General features: G+C 60.4%; 19 protein-coding genes and 1 pseudogene. 13 read left to right on the top strand and 7 right to left on the bottom strand.

All coding sequences use genetic code 11. The features are described from left to right. Positions 1-23 precede the first annotated feature (23 nt). From J9870_RS01405 to J9870_RS01395, 3 genes are read left to right on the top strand one after another with little or no spacing between them, the layout of a single operon-like run. Positions 24-1,832, top strand: a complete 1,809-nt coding sequence (locus J9870_RS01405; protein ID WP_210642376.1) for an ATP-binding protein — start codon at positions 24-26, stop codon at positions 1,830-1,832. Then, positions 1,829-3,220, top strand: coding sequence for a sigma-54 dependent transcriptional regulator (locus J9870_RS01400; RefSeq protein ID WP_210642375.1), 1,392 nt, complete (start codon positions 1,829-1,831; stop codon positions 3,218-3,220). The genes J9870_RS01405 and J9870_RS01400 overlap by 4 nt, the downstream gene beginning before the upstream one ends. A gap of 36 nt (positions 3,221-3,256) precedes the next feature. Further along, positions 3,257-3,712 (top strand): thioesterase domain-containing protein, encoded by a 456-nt coding sequence (locus J9870_RS01395; protein WP_210642374.1) that lies wholly within the window; start codon positions 3,257-3,259, stop codon positions 3,710-3,712. 38 nt (positions 3,713-3,750) lie between these two features. Here the strand turns inward: J9870_RS01395 and cysQ are convergent, their stop codons facing one another. Next, entirely contained in the window at positions 3,751-4,578 is an 828-nt protein-coding gene (cysQ, locus tag J9870_RS01390) for a 3'(2'),5'-bisphosphate nucleotidase CysQ (protein WP_210642373.1), read from the bottom strand. Further along, the gene (nudE, locus tag J9870_RS01385; protein ID WP_210642372.1) at positions 4,575-5,141 is read right to left on the bottom strand and encodes an ADP compounds hydrolase NudE; all 567 of its coding nucleotides are present in this window, start codon (positions 5,139-5,141) and stop codon (positions 4,575-4,577) included. Before nudE ends, cysQ begins: the two co-directional genes overlap by 4 nt. Before the next feature lie 88 nt (positions 5,142-5,229). On the opposite strand from nudE, the gene yrfG reads away from it, so the two are divergent. Beyond that, complete coding sequence (yrfG, locus tag J9870_RS01380; RefSeq protein WP_210642371.1) at positions 5,230-5,892, top strand: GMP/IMP nucleotidase; 663 nt, start codon at positions 5,230-5,232, stop codon at positions 5,890-5,892. Positions 5,893-5,950: 58 nt separating this feature from the next. On the opposite strand, the pseudogene lysM reads toward yrfG, so the two are convergent. Further along, a pseudogene (gene lysM, locus J9870_RS01375) lies at positions 5,951-6,390 on the bottom strand (peptidoglycan-binding protein LysM). Positions 6,391-6,524: 134 nt separating this feature from the next. On the opposite strand from lysM, the gene J9870_RS01370 reads away from it, so the two are divergent. The 4 genes from J9870_RS01370 to J9870_RS01355 all read left to right on the top strand — a co-directional run bounded on the left by J9870_RS01370 (position 6,525) and on the right by J9870_RS01355 (position 11,430). Next, positions 6,525-7,412 (top strand): LysR family transcriptional regulator, encoded by an 888-nt coding sequence (locus J9870_RS01370; RefSeq protein ID WP_210642370.1) that lies wholly within the window; start codon positions 6,525-6,527, stop codon positions 7,410-7,412. Positions 7,413-7,505: 93 nt separating this feature from the next. Further along, positions 7,506-8,345, top strand: coding sequence for a formate dehydrogenase accessory sulfurtransferase FdhD (gene fdhD, locus J9870_RS01365; RefSeq protein WP_210642369.1), 840 nt, complete (start codon positions 7,506-7,508; stop codon positions 8,343-8,345). Beyond that, positions 8,342-10,690, top strand: a complete 2,349-nt coding sequence (locus tag J9870_RS01360) for an FdhF/YdeP family oxidoreductase (protein WP_210642368.1) — start codon at positions 8,342-8,344, stop codon at positions 10,688-10,690. The genes fdhD and J9870_RS01360 overlap by 4 nt, the downstream gene beginning before the upstream one ends. A 266-nt stretch (positions 10,691-10,956) precedes the next feature. Further along, complete coding sequence (locus J9870_RS01355) at positions 10,957-11,430, top strand: glycine zipper domain-containing protein (RefSeq protein WP_210642367.1); 474 nt, start codon at positions 10,957-10,959, stop codon at positions 11,428-11,430. A gap of 86 nt (positions 11,431-11,516) precedes the next feature. Here the strand turns inward: J9870_RS01355 and J9870_RS01350 are convergent, their stop codons facing one another. From J9870_RS01350 to J9870_RS01340, 3 genes are all read right to left on the bottom strand, one after another. After that, positions 11,517-11,936, bottom strand: coding sequence for a thioesterase family protein (locus J9870_RS01350; RefSeq protein WP_210642366.1), 420 nt, complete (start codon positions 11,934-11,936; stop codon positions 11,517-11,519). Positions 11,937-11,981: 45 nt separating this feature from the next. Then, positions 11,982-13,208: a 3-hydroxyacyl-CoA dehydrogenase gene (locus J9870_RS01345; RefSeq protein WP_210642365.1), complete on the bottom strand. Its 1,227-nt coding sequence runs from the start codon at positions 13,206-13,208 to the stop codon at positions 11,982-11,984. Between the two features lie 107 nt (positions 13,209-13,315). Then, entirely contained in the window at positions 13,316-15,244 is a 1,929-nt protein-coding gene (locus J9870_RS01340; protein WP_210642364.1) for an ATP-dependent DNA helicase RecQ, read from the bottom strand. Between the two features lie 256 nt (positions 15,245-15,500). Between J9870_RS01340 and J9870_RS01335 the strand changes: the two genes are divergently transcribed. Together J9870_RS01335 and J9870_RS01330 are read left to right on the top strand one after the other, a co-directional pair. Continuing rightward, positions 15,501-16,565 carry a S8 family peptidase gene (locus tag J9870_RS01335; RefSeq protein ID WP_210642363.1) on the top strand — a complete coding sequence of 355 codons (1,065 nt, stop codon included), beginning with the start codon at positions 15,501-15,503 and terminating at the stop codon, positions 16,563-16,565. A 291-nt stretch (positions 16,566-16,856) separates the two neighbouring features. After that, positions 16,857-17,123: a hypothetical protein gene (locus J9870_RS01330; protein ID WP_210642362.1), complete on the top strand. Its 267-nt coding sequence runs from the start codon at positions 16,857-16,859 to the stop codon at positions 17,121-17,123. A gap of 22 nt (positions 17,124-17,145) precedes the next feature. Here the strand turns inward: J9870_RS01330 and J9870_RS01325 are convergent, their stop codons facing one another. Further along, positions 17,146-17,331 (bottom strand): hypothetical protein, encoded by a 186-nt coding sequence (locus J9870_RS01325; RefSeq protein WP_210645476.1) that lies wholly within the window; start codon positions 17,329-17,331, stop codon positions 17,146-17,148. A gap of 49 nt (positions 17,332-17,380) precedes the next feature. On the opposite strand from J9870_RS01325, the gene J9870_RS01320 reads away from it, so the two are divergent. The 3 genes from J9870_RS01320 to J9870_RS01310 all read left to right on the top strand — a co-directional run bounded on the left by J9870_RS01320 (position 17,381) and on the right by J9870_RS01310 (position 19,689). Then, positions 17,381-17,734 (top strand): DUF1493 family protein, encoded by a 354-nt coding sequence (locus J9870_RS01320; protein WP_210642361.1) that lies wholly within the window; start codon positions 17,381-17,383, stop codon positions 17,732-17,734. Positions 17,735-17,932: 198 nt separating this feature from the next. Then, complete coding sequence (locus J9870_RS01315) at positions 17,933-18,421, top strand: helix-turn-helix transcriptional regulator (protein ID WP_210642360.1); 489 nt, start codon at positions 17,933-17,935, stop codon at positions 18,419-18,421. Beyond that, positions 18,418-19,689 (top strand): HipA domain-containing protein, encoded by a 1,272-nt coding sequence (locus J9870_RS01310; RefSeq protein ID WP_210642359.1) that lies wholly within the window; start codon positions 18,418-18,420, stop codon positions 19,687-19,689. The genes J9870_RS01315 and J9870_RS01310 overlap by 4 nt, the downstream gene beginning before the upstream one ends. The last annotated feature ends 27 nt before the right edge of the window (positions 19,690-19,716 follow it).

Genomic DNA, 19,716 nt, shown 5'->3' with positions numbered 1-19,716 from the left:
GTCCCCACAGGCGCCTGATGCTCATGAACTCCACTCTTCCCCGCAGACCCCGTTGGCGCAGCCTGGCCTTGCTTGCGCTATGCCTGGCGCCATTGCTGTGGCCGCTGGAGCACCTCGCCGAGCGTTACTACCGTAGCGAACTGGCCGGGCAGAATCGCCAGACTCTGGACCTCTACGTCGCCAACCTGCTGGGTACGTTGCACCGTTATGAAGTACTGCCGCAGATTCTCGGCGAGCTACCGGCCTTGCGCGCGGCGCTGTCGACACCGGACGATGGCATCATCCAAGGCAACGCCAACCGGCTGCTGAAAAACATAAGCGCCCAGACCGGCGCCGAAGTCATGTACTTGATGGACGCCACCGGCAAGACCCTGGCCGCGTCGAACTGGGACAAGCACGACAGTTTCGTCGGGCGCAATTTCGCCTTCCGACCGTACTACATAGAAGCCATGGCCGGACGCCTGGGGCGCTTTTTCGGCCTGGGCACTACATCGGCCAAACGTGGCTATTTCTTCGCCGCCGCCGTGCGCGACCGGGAAAAAGTCATCGGCGTACTGGTGGTCAAGGTTGACCTGGACCACACCGAAAGCCTGTGGGGCAAAACCCCGGAGCAGCTGCTGGTGACCGATCACAACGGCGTGGTCATTCTCACTTCACGGCAGGAATGGCGATTCCGCGCGACCCGCCCCTTGAGTGACGAAGAAGGAAAGGCCATCAGTGCCGTACAACCCTATCCGACCCGCGACCCCAAGCCGTTGAACCTGGATGCCAACGCCTGGCTGACCCAGACCCAGTCCATCGAAGAAACTGGCTGGAGCGTGAGCATCCTCGCCCCCCGTACGCTGATCGACCGGCCGGTGCGCACCGTGGTGGCCATCGGCGGCGCGGCGTTGCTGGTGTTGATGCTGTTGCTCGGGTTGATGATGCAGCGCAGGCGCCATTACCTGGATCGGATCGCCTTCGAAGCCAAGGCTCGCCACGAACTCGAAGGCCGGGTCGCCGAGCGTACCAGTGATCTGGAAGGCCTGAATCGGCGCCTGAGGCAGGAAGTGTTGGAGCGCGAGCAGGCCCAGCAGGAACTGGTTCGCGCCCAGGATGACCTGGTGCAGGCCGGCAAACTGTCAGCCTTGGGCACCATGTCGGCCAGCATCAGCCACGAACTCAACCAGCCGCTGGCGGCGATTCGAAGTTATGCGGAAAACGCCGAGATTCTGCTCGACCACCAGCGTACCGAGGACGCCCGGGGCAACCTCAAGCTGATCAGCGAACTGACCGGGCGCATGGCCTCGATCATCGCCCATTTGCGCGCTTTTGCCCGGCGCGACCGGCATGCCCCGGAAAGCGTTGCCCTGCAACCGGCCTTGGACGATGCCTTGGCGCTGCTCGCCAAGCGCCGACGCAGCATGGAAGTGGAGCTGATCCGCGACCTGCCGGCCGCAACACTGTGGGTCGAGGCCGGGGAAACCCGTTTGCGCCAGGTACTCGGCAACTTGCTGGCCAACGCCCTCGATGCCCTCACAGAGAAAGGCCCGCCGCGCAAACTCTGGATCAGTGCCCAGGCCACCGAAACCGGCGTCAACCTGTATATCCGCGATAATGGCCCCGGGTTTTGCATGGAAGCCCTTGGCCGCGCCGGCGAACCCTTCTACACCACCAAGACCCGCACCCAGGGCCTTGGCCTGGGGCTGGCGATCTGCGACACCCTGATGCGCGCCTTCGGCGGCGAACTGTCGTTCGCCAACCATAAGGAAGGCGGTGCCCTGATCACCCTGAAGCTGCGCGCCGGCGCCCCCGGAGTGAGCCTGCAACCGTCCGAGGACCGTAGCGTATGACCATCGATAACCGGATTGAGGTGGTGCTGATCGACGACGATCCCCACTTGCGTCAGGCCTTGAGCCAGACCCTCGACCTGGCCGGCCTGAAGATCCTGCCCCTGGCCGAGGCCAAGGGCCTGGCGGGGCAACTGCCACGTGACTGGCCGGGTGTGGTGGTCAGTGATATCCGTATGCCCGGCATGGACGGCCTCGAATTGTTGAGCGAACTCCACACCCAGGATCCGGAGCTGCCTGTGCTGCTGATCACCGGCCACGGTGATGTGCCGCTGGCCGTGCAGGCGATGCGCGCCGGGGCCTATGACTTCCTGGAAAAACCCTTCGCCAGCGATCATCTGCTCGACAGCGTGCGCCGGGCCCTGGCCTTGCGCCGACTGGTGCTGGACAACCGCAGCCTGCGCCTGGCCCTGAGCGATCGTCATGAACTCAGCGCCCGACTGGTCGGCCAATCGACGCCAATGTTGCGCCTGCGCGAGCAGATCGGGGCCCTGGCGGCGACCCGCGCCGACGTGCTGATCCTCGGGGAAACCGGCGCAGGAAAGGAAGTGGTTGCCCGTGCCTTGCACGACCTTTCGGGCCGGCGCAACGGGCCGTTCGTGGCGATCAACGCCGGGGCCCTGGCCGAGTCGGTGGTGGAGAGCGAGCTGTTCGGTCACGAGCCGGGCGCGTTCACCGGTGCGCAGAAACGCCGCATCGGCAAATTCGAGTTCGCCAATGGCGGCACGCTGTTTCTCGATGAAATCGAAAGCATGAGCCTGGATGTACAGGTCAAGTTGCTGCGTCTGCTGCAAGAGCGCGTGGTGGAACGACTGGGGGGCAATCAACAGATCCCGTTGGACATCCGCGTCATCGCCGCCACCAAGGAAGACCTGCGCCAGGCCGCCGATCAAGGGCGCTTTCGCGCCGACCTGTATTACCGCCTGAACGTCGCGCCGTTGCGCATACCGCCATTGCGCGAACGGGGTGAGGATGCGTTGATGTTGTTCCAGTACTTCGCCGACGAAGCCAGCACCCGCCACGGCCTGCCGCCCCATGAGTTGCAACCGGCGCAACGGGCGCTGCTACTGCGCCATACCTGGCCGGGCAACGTGCGAGAACTGCAGAACGCTGCCGAACGCTTCGCCCTGGGCCTGGAACTGGCCCTGGACAACAGCGCGCCGGACGGCAGCCCCGGCGTACCGGTGGAAGTGGTCAGTGGCGGCCTGAGCGAACAAGTGGAAAACTTCGAGAAGACCCTGATCGCCGCCGAACTGGCCCGACCTCACAGCTCGGTACGCAGCCTCGCGGAAGCCTTGGGCATCCCGCGCAAGACCTTGCACGACAAACTGCGCAAGCATGGGCTGAACTTCGGCGACAGCAGCCACGGCCCGACCGATGAGTCCGATTGAGTTATTGTCATTTCCTTTCAAGCAAAAGGCCCCACAATGAACCGCGACAGTCGTTACCTGGAATCGATCCTGCACCACGACATCCCCCTGACGCGGGACATGGGCCTCAAGGTGCTCGATTGGCAGGCCCGGCAACTGCGCCTGTTCTTGCCGCTTGCGGCCAACGTCAATCACAAGAGCACCATGTTCGGCGGCAGCCTGTACTGCGGCGCGGTGCTGGGGGGCTGGGGTTGGTTGCACCTGGCCTTGCGTGAAGAAGGCATCGAAGACGGGCACATCGTGATTCAGGAAGGGCAGATCAGCTACCCGTTGCCGGTCACCCGCGACGCCACAGTCATCTGCGACTCACCAGAGGAGAAGGTATGGAAGCGTTTCCTGGCCACCTACCGGCGCTACGGACGGGCGCGGCTGGCCTTGCAGACCCAGGTGTTGAATACCGGGAGCGATGAGCCAGCGGTGGAGTTTGAGGGGCAGTACGTGTTGCACCGCTGACTTTGGAAACGCCACGAAACCTCTGTGGCGAGCCGGGCTCAAGAGCGAGCAAGCTCCAACAGCTTTGCACGCCACACCACTTTTGCCGGCAACGCCAGGAACGACGTATTCAACAGCGATTCACGAGCCGGATAACAAAACGGCTCGCCATTGAGATCCAGCACCTCGCCACCCGCCCCTTCCAGCACACCCTGGGCGGCGGCGGTGTCCCACTGGGACGTCGGCGCCAACCGTGGGTAACAGTCGGCCGCCCCTTCGGCTACCAGGCAAAACTTCAACGAACTGCCGATACTGGTCAGTTGCAATTCGCCCAGGCTCTCGCTCAGGCCGCCCAGAAGACGTTCCTGCTCCGGACTGGTATGGCGGCGGCTGGCGACCACAGTGAAGGTTTCTCCCGGCGCCAGTACATTACGCACCGCAATAGGCAAAGGCTCACTACCCTGGTCGGCGCGCCAGGCACCCAGCCCCGCGCCGCCAACGTAGAAGCGACCGTTGGTGGGCATCGACACCACGCCAAACACCACCCGGCCTTGCTCGACCAATGCAATGTTGACCGTGAACTCCTCACTGCCGGAAATGAACTCCTTGGTCCCGTCCAACGGGTCCACCAGCCACCAACGCTGCCAACCGGCACGTACGCTTTGCGCAATATTGGCGTCCTCTTCGGAGAGGATCGGAATGTCCGGCGCCAGCGCCGTCAGCCCGGCGACAATCACATCGTGAGCCGCCATGTCTGCTGCAGTCACCGGCGACTCATCGGCCTTGTGGTTGACCTGCACATTGGCGCGCCAGAACGGCAGGATCGCCTCGCCAGCCTTGAGCGCCAGTTCGACCACAGGGGCCATCAGCGAATGGGGGAAATTCATGGCAGGAACACTCCGCGCTGAGTCAGCAGGTCACGGGCCAGATACAGTGCCGCCAGGGCGCGACCCTCGGTGAATTGAGGGTTTTGCGCCAGGCCAGACAACTCGCGCAGATTGACCTTGTCCACCCCCATCGGCTCGGGCTCGTCGCCCTCCAGCCGCTCCTCATACAGATCAGTCGCCAGCACCACTTGGATTTTCTGGCTCATATAACCGGGGGACAGCGACAGCTCGGTCAGGTGTTCCAACTGACGTGCGCCAAAACCGGCCTCCTCCTTGAGCTCCCGCTCGGCCGCCGCCAACACATCTTCACCCGGCTCGATCAAGCCCTTGGGCAGGGACAGTTCGTAGGCGTCGGTGCCTCCGCAATACTCCTCCACCAGCACCGCGTGGTCGGCATCGAGCATCGCTACGATCATCACCGCGCCGTAACCTGCGCCCTTGCTCGCCAGACGTTCATAAGTGCGCTCCACACCGTTGGAAAAACGCAGTTTCAGTTCTTCCACACAAAACAGGCGGCTGGTGGCAACGATCCGGCGATCGAGTATGGTGGGTTTCTGGCGCATGAACGGCTCCCTGGGCGATAGCGGGCTACTATACCCGGCCTATTCTGATTGTTTGTGTCGGATATCCGATTACCGCTGGAGAAGTTTTATGGCCTCGCTGCCCTGGCATGAGATCGATACGGTTCTGCTGGACATGGACGGCACCTTGCTGGACCTGCATTACGACAACCATTTCTGGATGGAACACCTGCCCCAGCGCTACGCCGAACTGCACGGTGTGAGCCGGGCGATGGCCGAGATGGAGTTGCAACCGTTGTTCGAACGCAACGCCGGCCAGTTGCAATGGTATTGCCTGGATTTCTGGAGCACCGAACTGAAGCTGCCGGTGCGCGAACTGAAGCTGGAGACCGCGCACCTGATTGCCTTGCGCCCCGACGCAGACACCTTCCTGGCGGCGATCCAGCGGGCCGGTAAACGCGTGGTGATGATCACCAACGCCCACCGCGATTCGCTGTCGCTGAAGCTGGAACGCATCGAACTGGCCCCCTACTTCGACCGTTTGATCAGCTCCCACGACTACGGCTTCCCCAAGGAGAATCGGCAATTCTGGGATGCGCTGCAAGCTGACCTGAACTTCGACCCGGCCCGCAGCCTGTTTATCGACGACACTTTGCCGGTGTTGCGCAGCGCCCGGGAATTCGGCGTGGCCCACCTGCTGGCGGTCAGCGAGCCGGACAGCCGCAAAGGGCCGAAGGACACGGGGGAGTTTGAAGCGTTGGGGGATTACCGGGCTTTGATTGCCGGGCTTTGAAACCGCGTCGTGTTCATCGCGAGCAGGCTCGCGATGAACACGACTCGGGGCCTGAGGTTTACTCAGGGATACGCAACACCTGTCCTGGATAGATCTTGTCCGGGTGCGACAGCATCGGCTTGTTGGCTTCGAAAATCTTGTTGTACTTGTTCGCGTCGCCATACTCGGCCTTGGAGATGGCGCTGAGTGTATCGCCCTTCTTCACAGTCACGAAACGCGCGGCCTTTGCCACCGGACCGGTCACCGTAATCTGATCGTCAACACTGCCTACGCCTGCAATGTTGCCCACCGCCAGCAGGATTTTCTCCTTCTCCTCCTGGCTTGCAACTTCACCGGTAACGGTGACCTTATCGCCCTCGATGGTCGCTTGAACATTCGGATTACCCAGGCCCACCTTACTGATGTGTTCCTTCAACTGCTCACTGGCATTGGCGTTGCCGGGGTTAGCAGGTCGATAATTTTTTCGCCTGCTTCCTTCACAAAGCTAAAAAGACTCATGGTGCACGCTCCTTGGGTTAAATGTCCTGACGCAAAAGACTAGACCAGGCCGGGTGTAGCCGGTTCCCGACCGACCAATGACCCCGCCGCGCGCAAGCGCTAGAATCCGAACCTTCCCGCGCCTTGGAGCGAAGATGGACATCAAGCAGCTGAAATTTCTCATCGCGCTCGACGAAACCCGTCACTTCGGCCAGGCCGCCGCACGCTGCCATATTACCCAGCCGACCCTGTCGATGCGCCTGCGTAGCCTTGAGGAGGAACTCGACCTGCCGCTGGTCAACCGTGGCCAACGCTTTGAAGGCTTTACCGCGCCGGGGGAACGGGTGCTAGCCTGGGCGCGCACAGTATTGGCGGCTTATGACGGTCTGCAGGCCGAAGCGGCGGCCTGTCGTGGCAACCTGGTGGGTACGCTGCGCCTGGGCGTGGTGCCCTTGTCGGACTTCGACCCGCTGTCGATGATGCAACGCTTGCACACCGAGCACCCTCGCCTGCGTTTTGAACTGTCGTCCTTGAGCTCCGAGCACATCCTCGAACAATTGGCGAACAACCGTATCGACCTGGGCATTTCCTACCTAGAACGCCTGGACAACGAGCGTTTCGAGGCCCTGCCTTTCAGCCACACGCGCATGGGCCTGCTTTACGACCAGCGTTTTTTCTTTTTCGGTGAACAACCACTGAGCTGGGAAGCGCTGATCGAACTGCCCCTGGGCATGCTCACCAGCGGCATGCATTTTCGTCAATCCATCGACCACAACTTCCACAGCAGGGGGCTCACACCTCAACCGTTGTTGCAAACCGACGCGGTGCACCAGTTGCTACAAGCCGTGCACGGCGGCTTGTGCTGTGCGGTGATGCCTCTGGACAGCGGTCTGAATGTCCTGACCGAAGACCTGCGCATCCAGCCCATCGAAAGCGCGCAGACGTTAGTCCCGCTGGGGCTGATCATGCGGCGCGGCGCCCCGCGCTCGGCCTTGGCGGAGGCTTGTTTTGCCCTTTATCAGAAATCAGCGACAGTATCTTGATCGACGTCATCTATTGAGAGATCAGTAATAGCGATTAGACGTGGCAGATTGCCGCATTTAGTCTTAACACTATTCCTACTTTCAGTGATGCCTATGAACGACAAGCCTCCGGTCTGTCCAGCGCCTGCAGTGGAAACATCCGCGCCGGCCGCCAGCCAGAGCTATCGCTACTGCAATCTGGACCGCTCCCAATCGGACAGCACCGCGCTGGCCGAGGAAGTGGCGCTGGCGATTGCCTATAACGGCATCAGCCAGGCCGTCATGTTGGTCACGCCCACAGACCTTGAAGACTTCATCGTCGGCTTCAGCCTCGGCAGCGGCATCATCGAAGACTCATCGGACATCTATGACCTGCAACTGAGCGGCGCAGGTTCTGCGCACTATGCCCAGGTGACCATCGCCAACCGCGCCTTCTGGAACCTCAAGCAGCAACGCCGACAGTTGGCCGGCACCAGCGGCTGTGGGCTCTGTGGGGTGGAAGCGGTGGAGCAGGCGCTGCCAGATCTCAAGGTGCTACCCGGCGCACCGCTGCCACCGGCGCAATGGCTCGATGGCCTGCGCCAACGCATCGGCCAATTCCAACCGCTGGGCCAGCACTGCGGCGCGGTACACGCGGCATTGTTCATGGACGCCCAGGGCGAATTGCTGTTGGGCCGCGAAGACATTGGCCGGCACAACGCCCTCGACAAGCTGATCGGCGCGCTGATCCGGCAACAGATCCCGGTGGCCGGTGGCGCGGCGATCGTCACCAGTCGCTGCAGTCTCGAGCTGATCCAGAAAGTGTTGCGCGCCGGTATCCAAACCCTCGTCAGCCTGTCCTCGCCCACGGGCCTTGCCGTGCAGTGGGCCCGCCAACACAACCTCAATCTCATCCACCTGCCGCAAAAAAGTGCGCCGCGGGTCTACAGCCCTGCGATGGAGAATCAAGCGTGAGCAATCATCAACAAGCCGACCAGAAACCCGTACCGCGCTACAAGCCCTACAAGGGCCCGGCCGGTGGTTGGGGCGCACTGATCAGCGTCGCCCAGGCCTGGCTGACCAGCGACAATGCGCTGAAAAACATCCGCATGATGCTCAAGACCAACCAGAACGGTGGCTTCGACTGCCCAGGCTGCGCCTGGGGTGACTCGCCGGAAAGCGGCATGGTCAAGTTCTGCGAGAACGGCGCCAAGGCAGTGAACTGGGAAGCGACCAAGCGCCGCGTCGATGGTGCGTTTTTCGCCAAACATAGCGTGACCTCGCTGCTGGAGCAGAGCGACTATTGGCTCGAATACCAAGGTCGCCTGACCGAACCGATGAGCTACGACGCCGAAACCGACCGCTACAAACCCATCAGTTGGGAAGCGGCGTTTGCCTTGATCGGCAAGCACCTGCAGGGGCTCTCCAGCCCGAACCAGGCCGAGTTCTACACCTCGGGCCGGGCCAGCAACGAAGCCGCCTACCTGTATCAACTGTTCGTGCGCGCCTACGGCACCAACAACTTCCCCGACTGCTCGAACATGTGCCACGAAGCCAGTGGCGTCGCGCTGTCCCAGAGCGTTGGCGTGGGCAAGGGCACGGTGACCTTCGACGACTTCGAACACGCCGACGCGATTTTCGTCTGGGGCCAGAACCCTGGCACCAACCATCCCCGGATGCTCGAACCGCTGCGCGAGGCGGTCAAGCGCGGCGCCCAGGTGGTGTGCATCAACCCGCTCAAGGAGCGTGGCCTGGAGCGTTTCCAGCACCCGCAGCACCCGCTCGAAATGCTCACCAACGGTGATAAACCAACCAACACCGCGTATTTCCGCCCGGCCTTGGGTGGCGACATGGCGATATTGCGTGGCATGGCGAAGTTCCTGCTGCAATGGGAACGTGAAGCGCAGAACACCGGCGCTGCGGCAGTCTTCGACCACGCGTTCCTCAACGAACACAGCACCAATGTGCTGGATTACCTGGCCGTGGTCGACGACACCCCTTGGGAGCAGATCGTCGAGCAATCGGGGCTGCCCCTGGTCGAGATCGAGCAAGCGGCGCGCATGTACGCCAAAAGCAAGAACGTGATCATGTGTTGGGCGATGGGCATCACCCAGCATCGCCATTCAGTGGCGACCATCCAGGAAATCGCCAACCTGATGATGCTGCGCGGCAACATCGGCCGCCCAGGCGCAGGCCTGTGCCCGGTACGTGGCCACAGCAACGTGCAGGGCGACCGGACCATGGGCATCAACGAGCGCCCGCCGGCGGTGTTTCTCGATGCGCTGGAACGACGCTTCCAGTTCAAGGTGCCACGCGAGAACGGCCACAACGTGGTCGAGGCGATCCACGCCATGGCCGACGGCCAGGCGAAGGTCTTCATTGGCCTGGGCGGCAACTTCGCCCAAGCCACACCAGACAGCCAGCGGACCTTCCAGGCCCTGGCCAATTGCGACCTGACCGTGCAGATCAGCACCAAGCTCAACCGTAGCCACCTGGCCCACGGTAAGGAGGCACTGATCCTGCCGTGCCTGGGGCGTACCGACATCGACTTGCAAACCGAAGGCGCGCAAGCGGTGACCGTCGAAGACTCCTTCAGCATGGTCCACGCCTCCATGGGCCAGTTGCAACCGCTGTCCAACCAGATGCGCTCCGAGCCATGGATCATCGCCGGCATCGCCGCCGCCACGCTGGGCAGTCGCCCGGTGGACTGGAACTGGCTGGTGGCCGACTACAGCCGCATCCGCGACCTGATCGCCGACACGGTCCCAGGCTTCAAGGACTTCAACGAAAAGCTCCAGAACCCCGGCGGTTTCTACCTAGGCAACAGCGCCGGTGCGCGGCGCTGGGCCACCGCGTCGGGTCGCGCCAACTTCAAACCCAACCTGTTGCCGACAGACCTGGTGCATGAGCGCACTCGCGCCACCGGCCAATTGCCCGACCTGATCATGCAGTCCATGCGCTCCCATGATCAGTACAACACCACTATCTATGGCCTCGATGACCGCTATCGCGGTGTGAAGGGCCAACGTGATGTGTTGTTCGTCAATGAAGCGGACATCATTCGCCTGGGCTTCAAGCCGGGCCAGAAGGCCGACATCGTCTCGCTCTGGGATGACGGCCGCGAGCGGCGGGTCAAAGGCTTTACCCTGCTGGCGTTCGACATTCCAGCGGGGCAGGCTGCCGCCTACTACCCTGAAGTGAACCCTTTGGTACCACTGGAAAGCACCGGCGACGGCAGTCACACGCCAACGTCGAAATTCGTGGCGATCCGCCTGGAAGCAGCGAGCGAGAACGGGTTGATCCTGGCCAAGTCGGCCTGACACGACCTTGCCTGGATCATGGTGGACCTGTGGCGAGGGGATTTATCCCCTCGCCACAAAGTATTTTCTAGCACCCACAAAAAAGGCCGTTTTCCATAGAAAACGGCCTGTCCGAAGTAGCTACAGACCGGTCAATTTGTCTTAAGTTCCACCCAAAAAACAATAACTTAGAGAATTGTGCACAAGTCGTGTTACTCGTCGGATTTCGATTGTAACCAAGCGAAGCCAGCCTCAGGATCGCGCCGTCATCCCTTTGAGGCTCCTCTATGAAGTTCTCCTCCATTCTCTTGTTGTCCCTTGGCCTGATCAGTGGCGTCGCTTCTGCTGGCGGCACTGCCGAAGCAGGTGTTGGCGGCGCATTGGGCGGGGTTTTGGGTTCGGTCGTCGGCCAGTCCCTGGGCGGCAACACCGGCTCCACCATCGGCGCAGCCCTGGGCGGCGCGGGTGGTAGCGCAGTTGGTGCAGACAAACATAGCCGCGGTGAAGCCGCGATCGGCGGTGCGCTGGGCGCAGCCGGCGGTAACGTGGTTGGCCGCAGCGTGGGCGGCAGCACGGGTAGCCTGATCGGTGCAGCAGCCGGCGGTGGTGCTGGTGGCGCGCTGGGTAACTACATGGGCAAGGACGATGACGACGACCGTTATGAAGGTCGCCGTGGTGATCGTCGCTACTATCGCGACGGCCACCCAGGTCGCGGCCATGCCTATGGGCATCGCAAGCATAAACATCGCTATCGCGACTAATCGCTGGTTTTAACTATCAGCGATTAAAAGATCGCAGCGTGCGGCAGCTCTTCCCAGAGCCTGACCGCAGGCTGCGATTTTTCGTTTCAGACCACCAACCGCTCCAGGGCCCCACGTAGCCGGTCCGGAATCGCCACTGGTCGATTCGACGCCCGCTCCACGAATACATGGACAAAGCGCCCCGCGGCACAAGCCTCCTCCTCCCCGGCCTTGAATACCGCCAGTTCGTATTGCACCGAGCTGCTGCCCAGCTTGGCGACCCGCAGACCGATTTCAATCCGGTCAGGAAAGGCAATCGACGCAAAATAGTCGCAGGCCGAACTCACCACGAACCCCACCACGTCTCCATCATGGATATCCAGGCCACCGACCTCGATCAGGTAGGTGTTCACCGCCGTATCGAAAAAGCTGTAATAGGTGACGTTGTTGACGTGACCGTACACATCGTTGTCATGCCAGCGCGTGGTGATGGGTTGCAAGTGGGGGTATTCGGTACGTTGGGGCATCAGAAGTCCTTTACGGTCGTTCTATGGTCTTGATGGGGCGAGAGCCTAGGCCTGCGCGAAGCCCTTACCCTGCGCGGCCAACTCGCCGATCAGGCGCGCGGGTTTCCATTGGTCACCCTGCTTCGTTTCGAGCTCCAGCAGGCGTGCGTGGATGTCTTCGAGCCCCTGCCCGTCGGCCCAGGCCATCGGGCCGCCCTTGTTTGCAGGAAACCCGTAGCCATTGAGGTAGACCAGGTCGATATCGTGAGCCGACTCGGCAATGCCTTCCTGCAGGATCTTCGCGCCTTCGTTGACCAGCGCCAGCAAGCAACGTTCGAGAATTTCCTCAGGCCCGATCTCGCGGCGCTGAAAGCCCAGCGCTTCGCTGACCTGCTGCACCAGCGCATCGACCTCGACATCATGCTCAGCTTGCCGGCTGCCGGTCGCGTAATGATAGTAGCCGTTGCCGCTTTTCTGACCGAACCGCCCCAGTGCGCACAACCGGTTATCCACTTGCACCTCTGGCGCATCCTGGCCTTTGCCCGCCAGCTCACGGGCGCGCCACTCCAGGTCGATCCCGACCACGTCATACATGCGAAACGGCCCCATGGCAAAACCGAAGCCCTGCAAGGCCGTATCCACCTGATGGGGAAATGCCCCCTCCAGCAACATCTTGCGAGCCTCCAACACATAAGGGTGGAGCATTCGGTTGCCGATAAAGCCATGGCAATTGCCCGACACCACGCTGACCTTGCCCATGCGCTTGCCCAATACCAGGGCCGCATCCAGCACCGCTTTGGAAGTTTGCGCGCCGCGAACGATTTCCAGCAGTTTCATGATGTGTGCTGGGCTGAAGAAATGCAGGCCCAACACCTGGGTTGGCCGGCGGGTGGCGGCGGCGATGGCATCGATGTCCAACGCCGAAGTGTTGCTCGCCAGGATGGCCTCGGGCTTGAGCAGGCCGTCCAACTCGCGAAAGATTCTTTGCTTGAGCTCCAGGTTTTCGTAGACCGCTTCGATCACCAGGTCCACATTGCGGATCGCCGCGTAATCGTCTGCCCGCGTCACCCGTGCAATCCGGGCGTCGGCTTCACCCTGATCGATTCGCCCTTGGCGCACGTTGTGGGCATAGGTCTCGGCCACGGCCACCAGTGCCTGTTCGAGCATCTGCGGGTTGTTGTCGACCCACTGCACTGTCACTCCCGCATTGGCCAGGCACATCACGATGCCCCGCCCCATGGTGCCTGCACCGACCACGGCGGCGCGCTGAATATCGAAGGGTGTCTGGCTCATGTTTGCTCTCTTGTTGGCGATCCAAAGACAGCCTTCACCTTAGTCAGCAGCCGGTTATTTTTGAAATTTATTCGTGTGATGCAGGGCATTCATCGGATGGATGCAGCTCACAAATGCGCCTGAGTCCACTGGCGCACTTCAGCGTACGGATACTCCTCCAGCGCGGCATATCCCCTGATCGTCCGCGCTTTCAGTTTGGTAAACAGCGGCACACTGATCCCGCACAGAAATCGGGTCAGCCGCTCTGCGGAGGGCACACTGCCGGTATGCTGCTCATGCCTGTGGATAAAGTCGCCGCTCAATGCCTCGAAGCTTTTATCCACAAGCGCGGGCAACGAAGGTGGCTCCGGCAGGTGTGTGACATGTCCATGGCACACCGAGCAATGACCGCACTGCCTGGGCGCATTCTCATCCCCGAAATACTGCGCCAAGCGATAACCGAGGCAACGGTCAGTGGCGAACAACTCAAGCATGGCGTGAATGCGCGCGATTTCAGCGCGCTCGTGGCGGGTGAAATGAGCATATAGCTCGGCCCCCAGGACCTGCGCATCAAGGTCTGTCTCCAGCACGCTGTACACTTCGGTCATCTGCTTGCTTTCCAGCTCGATCCAGCCCTTTTCCTGGAAATAGCCCAGCGCCTTGACCACCCGATCACGCTCGGCGTGATACTGCTGGTACATCCCGTCGAAATTCACCGTGGCCCAGCTCCGGGCGCGACTGGAGGTCTGGATGATGGCCGAAACGAAATCCCGGCGCTCACCTTCGAAGCGCTCCAGCAGCGTGTGCGGCTCGGCCAGGAACTTGAAGCGGTACTCGGCGAAATAGGCATAACGCGGTGCGATCAGCCGACGCAGCTCCAACTGGACCAGCAGCGTCTTGAGCGGCAGTTGCCGGATATTGCTCTGGTCTGCCAGCGGGCCCAACAAAAACTCCCATTGCCCATCGGGGGCGGCGACCTTCAGCTCATCGAGTACGCAACGAATGCCTTCCAGCTCCGGGGTATCGCCATACACAAAGTTTTCCAGCACGTTGAGGCTGTCGCGGTTAGCCAATACCAGGCAATCGGACGGCTGCCCGTCTCGCCCGGCCCGACCGATCTCCTGACTGTAGTTTTCAATGGACTTGGGTAGGTCGAAATGCACCACGTTGCGGATATCGCTCTTGTCGATGCCCATGCCAAAGGCAATGGTCGCGACGATGCAATTGGACTGCCCGCCCATGAAACGTCGCTGGATGGCTTCGCGCTGCTCATGGGGCAAACCGGCGTGATAGGCCTCGGCCTCGATACCGTGTCGGTCCAGATGCTCGGCAATCTGCTCGGCGGTTCTCTGCTGGGTGACGTAGACGATGCTCGGTTGCCCAGCACGCTCACCCAGCCATTGCACCAGTCGCCCGCGCTTATCCGCACCCAGCACCGGCTCGACCAGCAAATTGAGGTTGGGCCGGTAGAAACCGGTTGTCACGACATCGGCGGCGGCGATGGCGAACTTCGCCTGCATGTCGGCGATGACCTTGGGAGTCGCGGTGGCCGTCAGCAGCAACACCTGGGGGATGTTGAACTGATGTTGATAATCGGGAAGCTTGAGGTAGTCGGGTCGGAAGTTATGCCCCCATTCGGAGATACAGTGAGCTTCGTCCACCACCAGCAGCGAGATCTGCACCTGCTGCAGGAAATTGCGAAAGCGCTCGTTCTTCAGCCGCTCCACCGAAATCATCAGGATCTTCAACTCGCCCGAACGGGCTCGGGCCATGGCATCGTTGACTTCGTCACTGCTCTGGGCCGAATCGATACTGGCCGACGCGATGCCGTGGCGCTGCAGAAACGCCAACTGGTCCTGCATCAGCGCCAGCAGTGGCGAGACCACCAGGGTCAGGTGCGGCAATAGCAAAGCCGGTAATTGATAGCACAGGGACTTGCCGGACCCGGTGGGAAAAATGGCCGCCGCCGACCGACCGGCCAATACGGCGCCGATGGCCGCTTCCTGGCCGGGACGAAACTGTGGATAACCGAAAACCTGTTCCAGGGTGCTGTGCATGTGCGGTCGCTCCTTTGACTGCTGCGCAGCCCAAAGCCTAGCGGGGCAGCGCAGCGAGTCGAGAAAAGGTCGGGGTAAAAAACGCTACCGGATGATACAGCCTCAGCCCCCTTTGGCTTTGCCATGAGGTGATACAAATCCAGGCACTTTGATGCCTCGTTCCCACTTCGTTTGCCAGGTAAGGTGCGCCGTCGATTCATGCGTTACACCGAGGCTTAGGAAGCCGGGGCCTAATACTTTGTTCAAGGAACGAACCATGCCACACCCATTTTCCGTACTACTCGCCCTGACGATAACGTCAGCCTCTCTATTGGCCGGTTGTTTGACCGTGCCTGAACAACCCGACATTGAAGCAGCCTCGTTCGAAACCCCGGAGTACCACGCCCAGCAAGGCTTGGCCGTCGTCAAGGCGTCGGCGTTATACGCGCGTGGCGGCACTGGGCAGGACGTGACCGTGGCGCTGATCGATTCTGGGCTCAACGCCAATCTGAAGGAGTTCGAAGGCAGGCTGGGTGACCCCGGATTCGACTACGTCGAAAACCGCCCGGGAACGCTGGACCGTGTCGGCCATGGCACGCAAATGGCCGGCATACTCGCCGCCAACAAGGACGATCAGGGCATGCATGGCATCGCGTTCAACGCGCGGTTGCTCCCCTTTCGTTTTGGTGACGACAACGAGCCGTTTTTCTTCGACAGCGAAATCGCCAACTCCTGGCAAAGCGCTTTCGACAAGGGCGCGCGCCTGCTCAACAACTCATGGGCCAACGCCATCCCCGCCACCGAAATCAACGAGGCGCGTTACAACCAGGTGATGCCCAACGCCTTGGCCGTTGCTCGAAAACTGGTGTCGGATGGCGCGGTGTTTATCTTCCCCACCGGCAACGAACTCAGACGCGAGCCCTTGGCCGAACCTGGATTGCCAGCGGCAATGCCTGAATTGGAGAAAGGCTGGATCGCTGTGGTTGCATTGAAAAACGACGGCAGTGCCATCAATGGAAAATCCAACTATTGCGGCATAGCAGCCGCCTGGTGCATTGCCGTTCCCGGCGGCGATGGCGGTGCCCAGGCAGGCCTGCTTACGGTAGGCAAGGATGGCAATTACGTGCAAACCGCCGGCACCTCCCCCGCCGCAGCCTTGGTCAGTGGTGCACTGGCGGCACTGCAAAGCCTTTACCCACAATTCAGCCCGCAGCAAGTGCGTGAACACCTACTGGCGACAACCAACCGCACGGGTATCTACGCGAATAGCGAAGCCTACGGCAGAGGGCTGATGGACCTTGAGGCAGCCTCACGACGCGCTCCTGGGCAAATGACTGACTGATGGTTCATGTGCAGGATTTCGTGGCAGCCTAATAAGCTGCCATCTACTACTCAATTATGGGAAGTGACCTACCGTTTCTGAAGCAGCCTTTACCGCGTACTTGTAGGACCCACCTGATAGTTGCTCGGAGAATGGGGATAGGTAACAACATCCAAGAGAGATCATTTATCCACGCGTCAGACATCGGTAAATGCCCTACATAACCTGTCCCTCCAGACCATATTGCGGCGCCTGGAAAGAGCTCTTTATAGTCCGCGGTGCGATTCGAAAAATCGTACTGAAGAGGCTCAAATGCACACAGAGAATCCGTCCACCGACCGATACCAGCGGCTCAACAGCACACCGATCCTGGCCATCGACACCGAAGCCGACCTCCACGACCTTTGCGACGCCGCCGCCCAACGCATCCGCGCCTCCAGCGACCTGCTCGAAACGCTTCACTGCTTATGCTTCAAGCACGCTGATGTGAAAGACATCCCCAGCATTGTCCATGCGCTTTATCTGTTGACTCAGGATGGTAGCGAGCTGTTGGAGGTAGTGCGGCAGCGGTTGCGTTGAGGGTCGGAGCTGAATGTTGAGGTCAGTCGTAAGACGTTAAATAAAGATCCAGTCCTTGATTGAACTCGCCTAGATGTTTTCCGCGTTTGTTGTACTTTTTCCATAGTGGCAGTTTTTGATCGAGCACGAACAAGGTCAGGAAAAGCCCGCAGAACGCCTTTGGGAGTTGGGTGATATCTTTGCTTTTTCCAATGAACAACGCTTTCACCCTAGACTTCCCACCGCTACAGCCCCCCTTTTACTCCGGACATTTCACCATGCACCTCGCGCCCGACTTCCCCGACGACCATGCCATGCGCCAGCTCATGGAACTGCTTCACGAAGAAATCGGCCTGCCGGAGCGCAAGACCATTCGCCTGGACACGGCGATCAATCTCGATCTTGGCTGCGATGGCGCGGACGCTCGACATCTGATGGAAGCATTGGAGGAGCGGTTCGCCATCGACCTCATCGACTACGACGCCTACCGCTACTTTCAACCGGAAGGATTTGATGTGTTTCAAAAGCGCAGGGCCAAAGGCCGTGGGAACAAGATGCCGCTGACCATCGGCATGCTCTACAAGGCCATCAAGGCACAACGATGGGATACGCGGGAAGTGGAAGAGGCCTAGTTGATCGAGGCGTCTTAAGTGGCATTATTCTGGCTGTTTGGATTTATTTCAGCTGGAATAATGGCAGTTTTCACGTTTTAGGTCATTAGGTCATATCGCAAGAATCACCTTTCCTTTCGCCACGTCAGCGCAGCAAGCCATCAACCTAAGTGCTAATATTCTGGCAGTAGATGCTAAAAAATGAAGGAATATTGCCACATGGCTAAGAAGACAGCGCCGCTCTTGCCCGCCGCATCCAAGCTACTGGCCGAATTCGGCGAGCGGCTGAAGCTTGCCCGGCTACGGCGCAAACTGACGGCCAAGCAAGTCGCCGAGAGATCAGGCATGTCCCTGACCACCTTGCGTTCTCTGGAGTCAGGTGGAGCTGGGGTCACCATCGGCGCCTATCTGTCGGTCATGCAGGTGCTGGGACTGGAGAGAGATTTGAACAAACTCGCAGCGACCGATGAAATCGGCAGGCAACTGCAGGATGCCCAACTGCTTCCCTCAACAAACACAGTGACCAACAAAGGCTCTCGAGTCCGCAGGCCCACCCCCTCTCCTGCAACCCAGGACAAAAACACGGACGTGATTGAGAGCAACAGTCAAACTCCTGATGCTTCTGCTGACTTTCCTTTCAACACCCACTCTCTTTCCAATCTGTTGACCCAGAAAAAAAATCCCAAATCTTCGACGGGTGAACAATGACGTTGATTGCTGTGTATGCCGACTGGGAATCATTGGGCGGTCCAAGACGCCTTGGTTTCCTGCATGCGAGGCGAGCTCGCTCCACTAATGTGTTCGAGTTTGAGTACGACGCAGCCGCGCTGTTCGATCCGGAGCTGAGTTTCACATCCCTGGACCCTCGCATCAGACTCTTTGAGGGTCGTCAGTTTCCTGGCCAGCACCAGACCCGCTTTGGCGTGTTCGCCGACTCGAGCCCTGATCGCTGGGGACAACTGCTGATGAAACGGCGACTGGAGCGAGACATTCGGGACGGATTGCTGCCCAAAGACAGCAGGCTGTACGAGTCCGACTACCTTTTAGGGGTGCACGACCTCTATCGAGTCGGGGCGATCCGATACAAGCTGAACGATGAAGGCAACTTTCTCGATGACCGCGATGGGGTGGCAGCGCCTCCTTTTATTGAGCTGCGCGCTTTGGAACAAGCGAGCCGGGCTCTGGAAAGCGATCCGGACAACACGTCACCCAATGGCCGAGAGTGGCTGAAAATGCTGATCGCGCCAGGTGGCTCACTCGGGGGCGCCAGGCCGAAGGCCAGTGTGGCAGATGAACACGGGCACTTATGGATAGCCAAGTTCCCAAGCACTCGCGATGACTATGATGTTGGCGGCTGGGAAATAGTGGTGAATGCCCTGGCCAATCATTGTGGCTTACGAGTCGCCAGCGCTCTCGCTCGACGCTACGCGAGCGATCATCACTGCTTCATGGTCAAGCGCTTCGATCGCACAGAGAGAGGTGGCCGGTTGCACTTTGCCTCAGCAATGACCATGACCGACCGCGTGGACGGCGACGATGCGTCAACAGGTGCCAGTTATCTAGAGCTGGCAGAGGTCCTGATCAAACATGGCTCCGAAGCCAAGGCGGATTTGCGTGAGCTATGGTCTCGAATCGTGTTCAACATCCTGGTTTCCAACACCGACGATCATCTGCGCAACCACGGATTTATCCTGGATCCTGGCCGAGGATGGCGCCTGTCCGCTGCCTACGACATGAACCCGGTGCCACACGCCGATGGACTGAAACTCAACATTACCGACGCGGACAATGCCCTGGACTTGGAACTCGCGCTAGAAGTAGCCGAGTATTTCCGGGTCAGCCAAGCAGATGCACAGGACATCGTTGCGCAGTTCCAAGAGACCGTTAGCCAATGGTCCACCCTGGCAGAGGCATTGGGACTCTCAAGGCGCGAACAGGACAATATGGCGTCCGCGTTTCGTCTTTCATACAAATAACCACCCAATAAAAAACCGCCCACAAAA

The organism is Pseudomonas sp. Tri1 (assembly GCF_017968885.1).
Taxonomy (GTDB): domain Bacteria; phylum Pseudomonadota; class Gammaproteobacteria; order Pseudomonadales; family Pseudomonadaceae; genus Aquipseudomonas.
This window is presented reverse-complemented; position numbering and strand designations above follow the sequence as displayed.

Bases quoted from the DNA above. Each gene is read 5' to 3' on its own strand.
- J9870_RS01350 (WP_210642366.1), bottom strand. From the start codon at position 11,936: ATGCCCCAACGTACCGAATACCCCCACTTGCAACCCATCACCACGCGC.
- J9870_RS01340 (WP_210642364.1), bottom strand. From the start codon at position 15,244: ATGCACAGCACCCTGGAACAGGTTTTCGGTTATCCACAGTTTCGTCCC.
- J9870_RS01400 (WP_210642375.1), top strand. From the start codon at position 1,829: ATGACCATCGATAACCGGATTGAGGTGGTGCTGATCGACGACGATCCC.
- J9870_RS01335 (WP_210642363.1), top strand. From the start codon at position 15,501: ATGCCACACCCATTTTCCGTACTACTCGCCCTGACGATAACGTCAGCC.
- J9870_RS01345 (WP_210642365.1), bottom strand. From the start codon at position 13,208: ATGAGCCAGACACCCTTCGATATTCAGCGCGCCGCCGTGGTCGGTGCA.
- fdhD (WP_210642369.1), top strand. From the start codon at position 7,506: ATGAACGACAAGCCTCCGGTCTGTCCAGCGCCTGCAGTGGAAACATCC.
- J9870_RS01310 (WP_210642359.1), top strand. From the start codon at position 18,418: ATGACGTTGATTGCTGTGTATGCCGACTGGGAATCATTGGGCGGTCCA.
- J9870_RS01395 (WP_210642374.1), top strand. From the start codon at position 3,257: ATGAACCGCGACAGTCGTTACCTGGAATCGATCCTGCACCACGACATC.
- cysQ (WP_210642373.1), bottom strand. From the start codon at position 4,578: ATGAATTTCCCCCATTCGCTGATGGCCCCTGTGGTCGAACTGGCGCTC.
- J9870_RS01315 (WP_210642360.1), top strand. From the start codon at position 17,933: ATGGCTAAGAAGACAGCGCCGCTCTTGCCCGCCGCATCCAAGCTACTG.
- J9870_RS01330 (WP_210642362.1), top strand. From the start codon at position 16,857: ATGCACACAGAGAATCCGTCCACCGACCGATACCAGCGGCTCAACAGC.
- J9870_RS01355 (WP_210642367.1), top strand. From the start codon at position 10,957: ATGAAGTTCTCCTCCATTCTCTTGTTGTCCCTTGGCCTGATCAGTGGC.
- J9870_RS01370 (WP_210642370.1), top strand. From the start codon at position 6,525: ATGGACATCAAGCAGCTGAAATTTCTCATCGCGCTCGACGAAACCCGT.
- J9870_RS01405 (WP_210642376.1), top strand. From the start codon at position 24: ATGAACTCCACTCTTCCCCGCAGACCCCGTTGGCGCAGCCTGGCCTTG.
- J9870_RS01320 (WP_210642361.1), top strand. From the start codon at position 17,381: ATGCACCTCGCGCCCGACTTCCCCGACGACCATGCCATGCGCCAGCTC.
- yrfG (WP_210642371.1), top strand. From the start codon at position 5,230: ATGGCCTCGCTGCCCTGGCATGAGATCGATACGGTTCTGCTGGACATG.
- nudE (WP_210642372.1), bottom strand. From the start codon at position 5,141: ATGCGCCAGAAACCCACCATACTCGATCGCCGGATCGTTGCCACCAGC.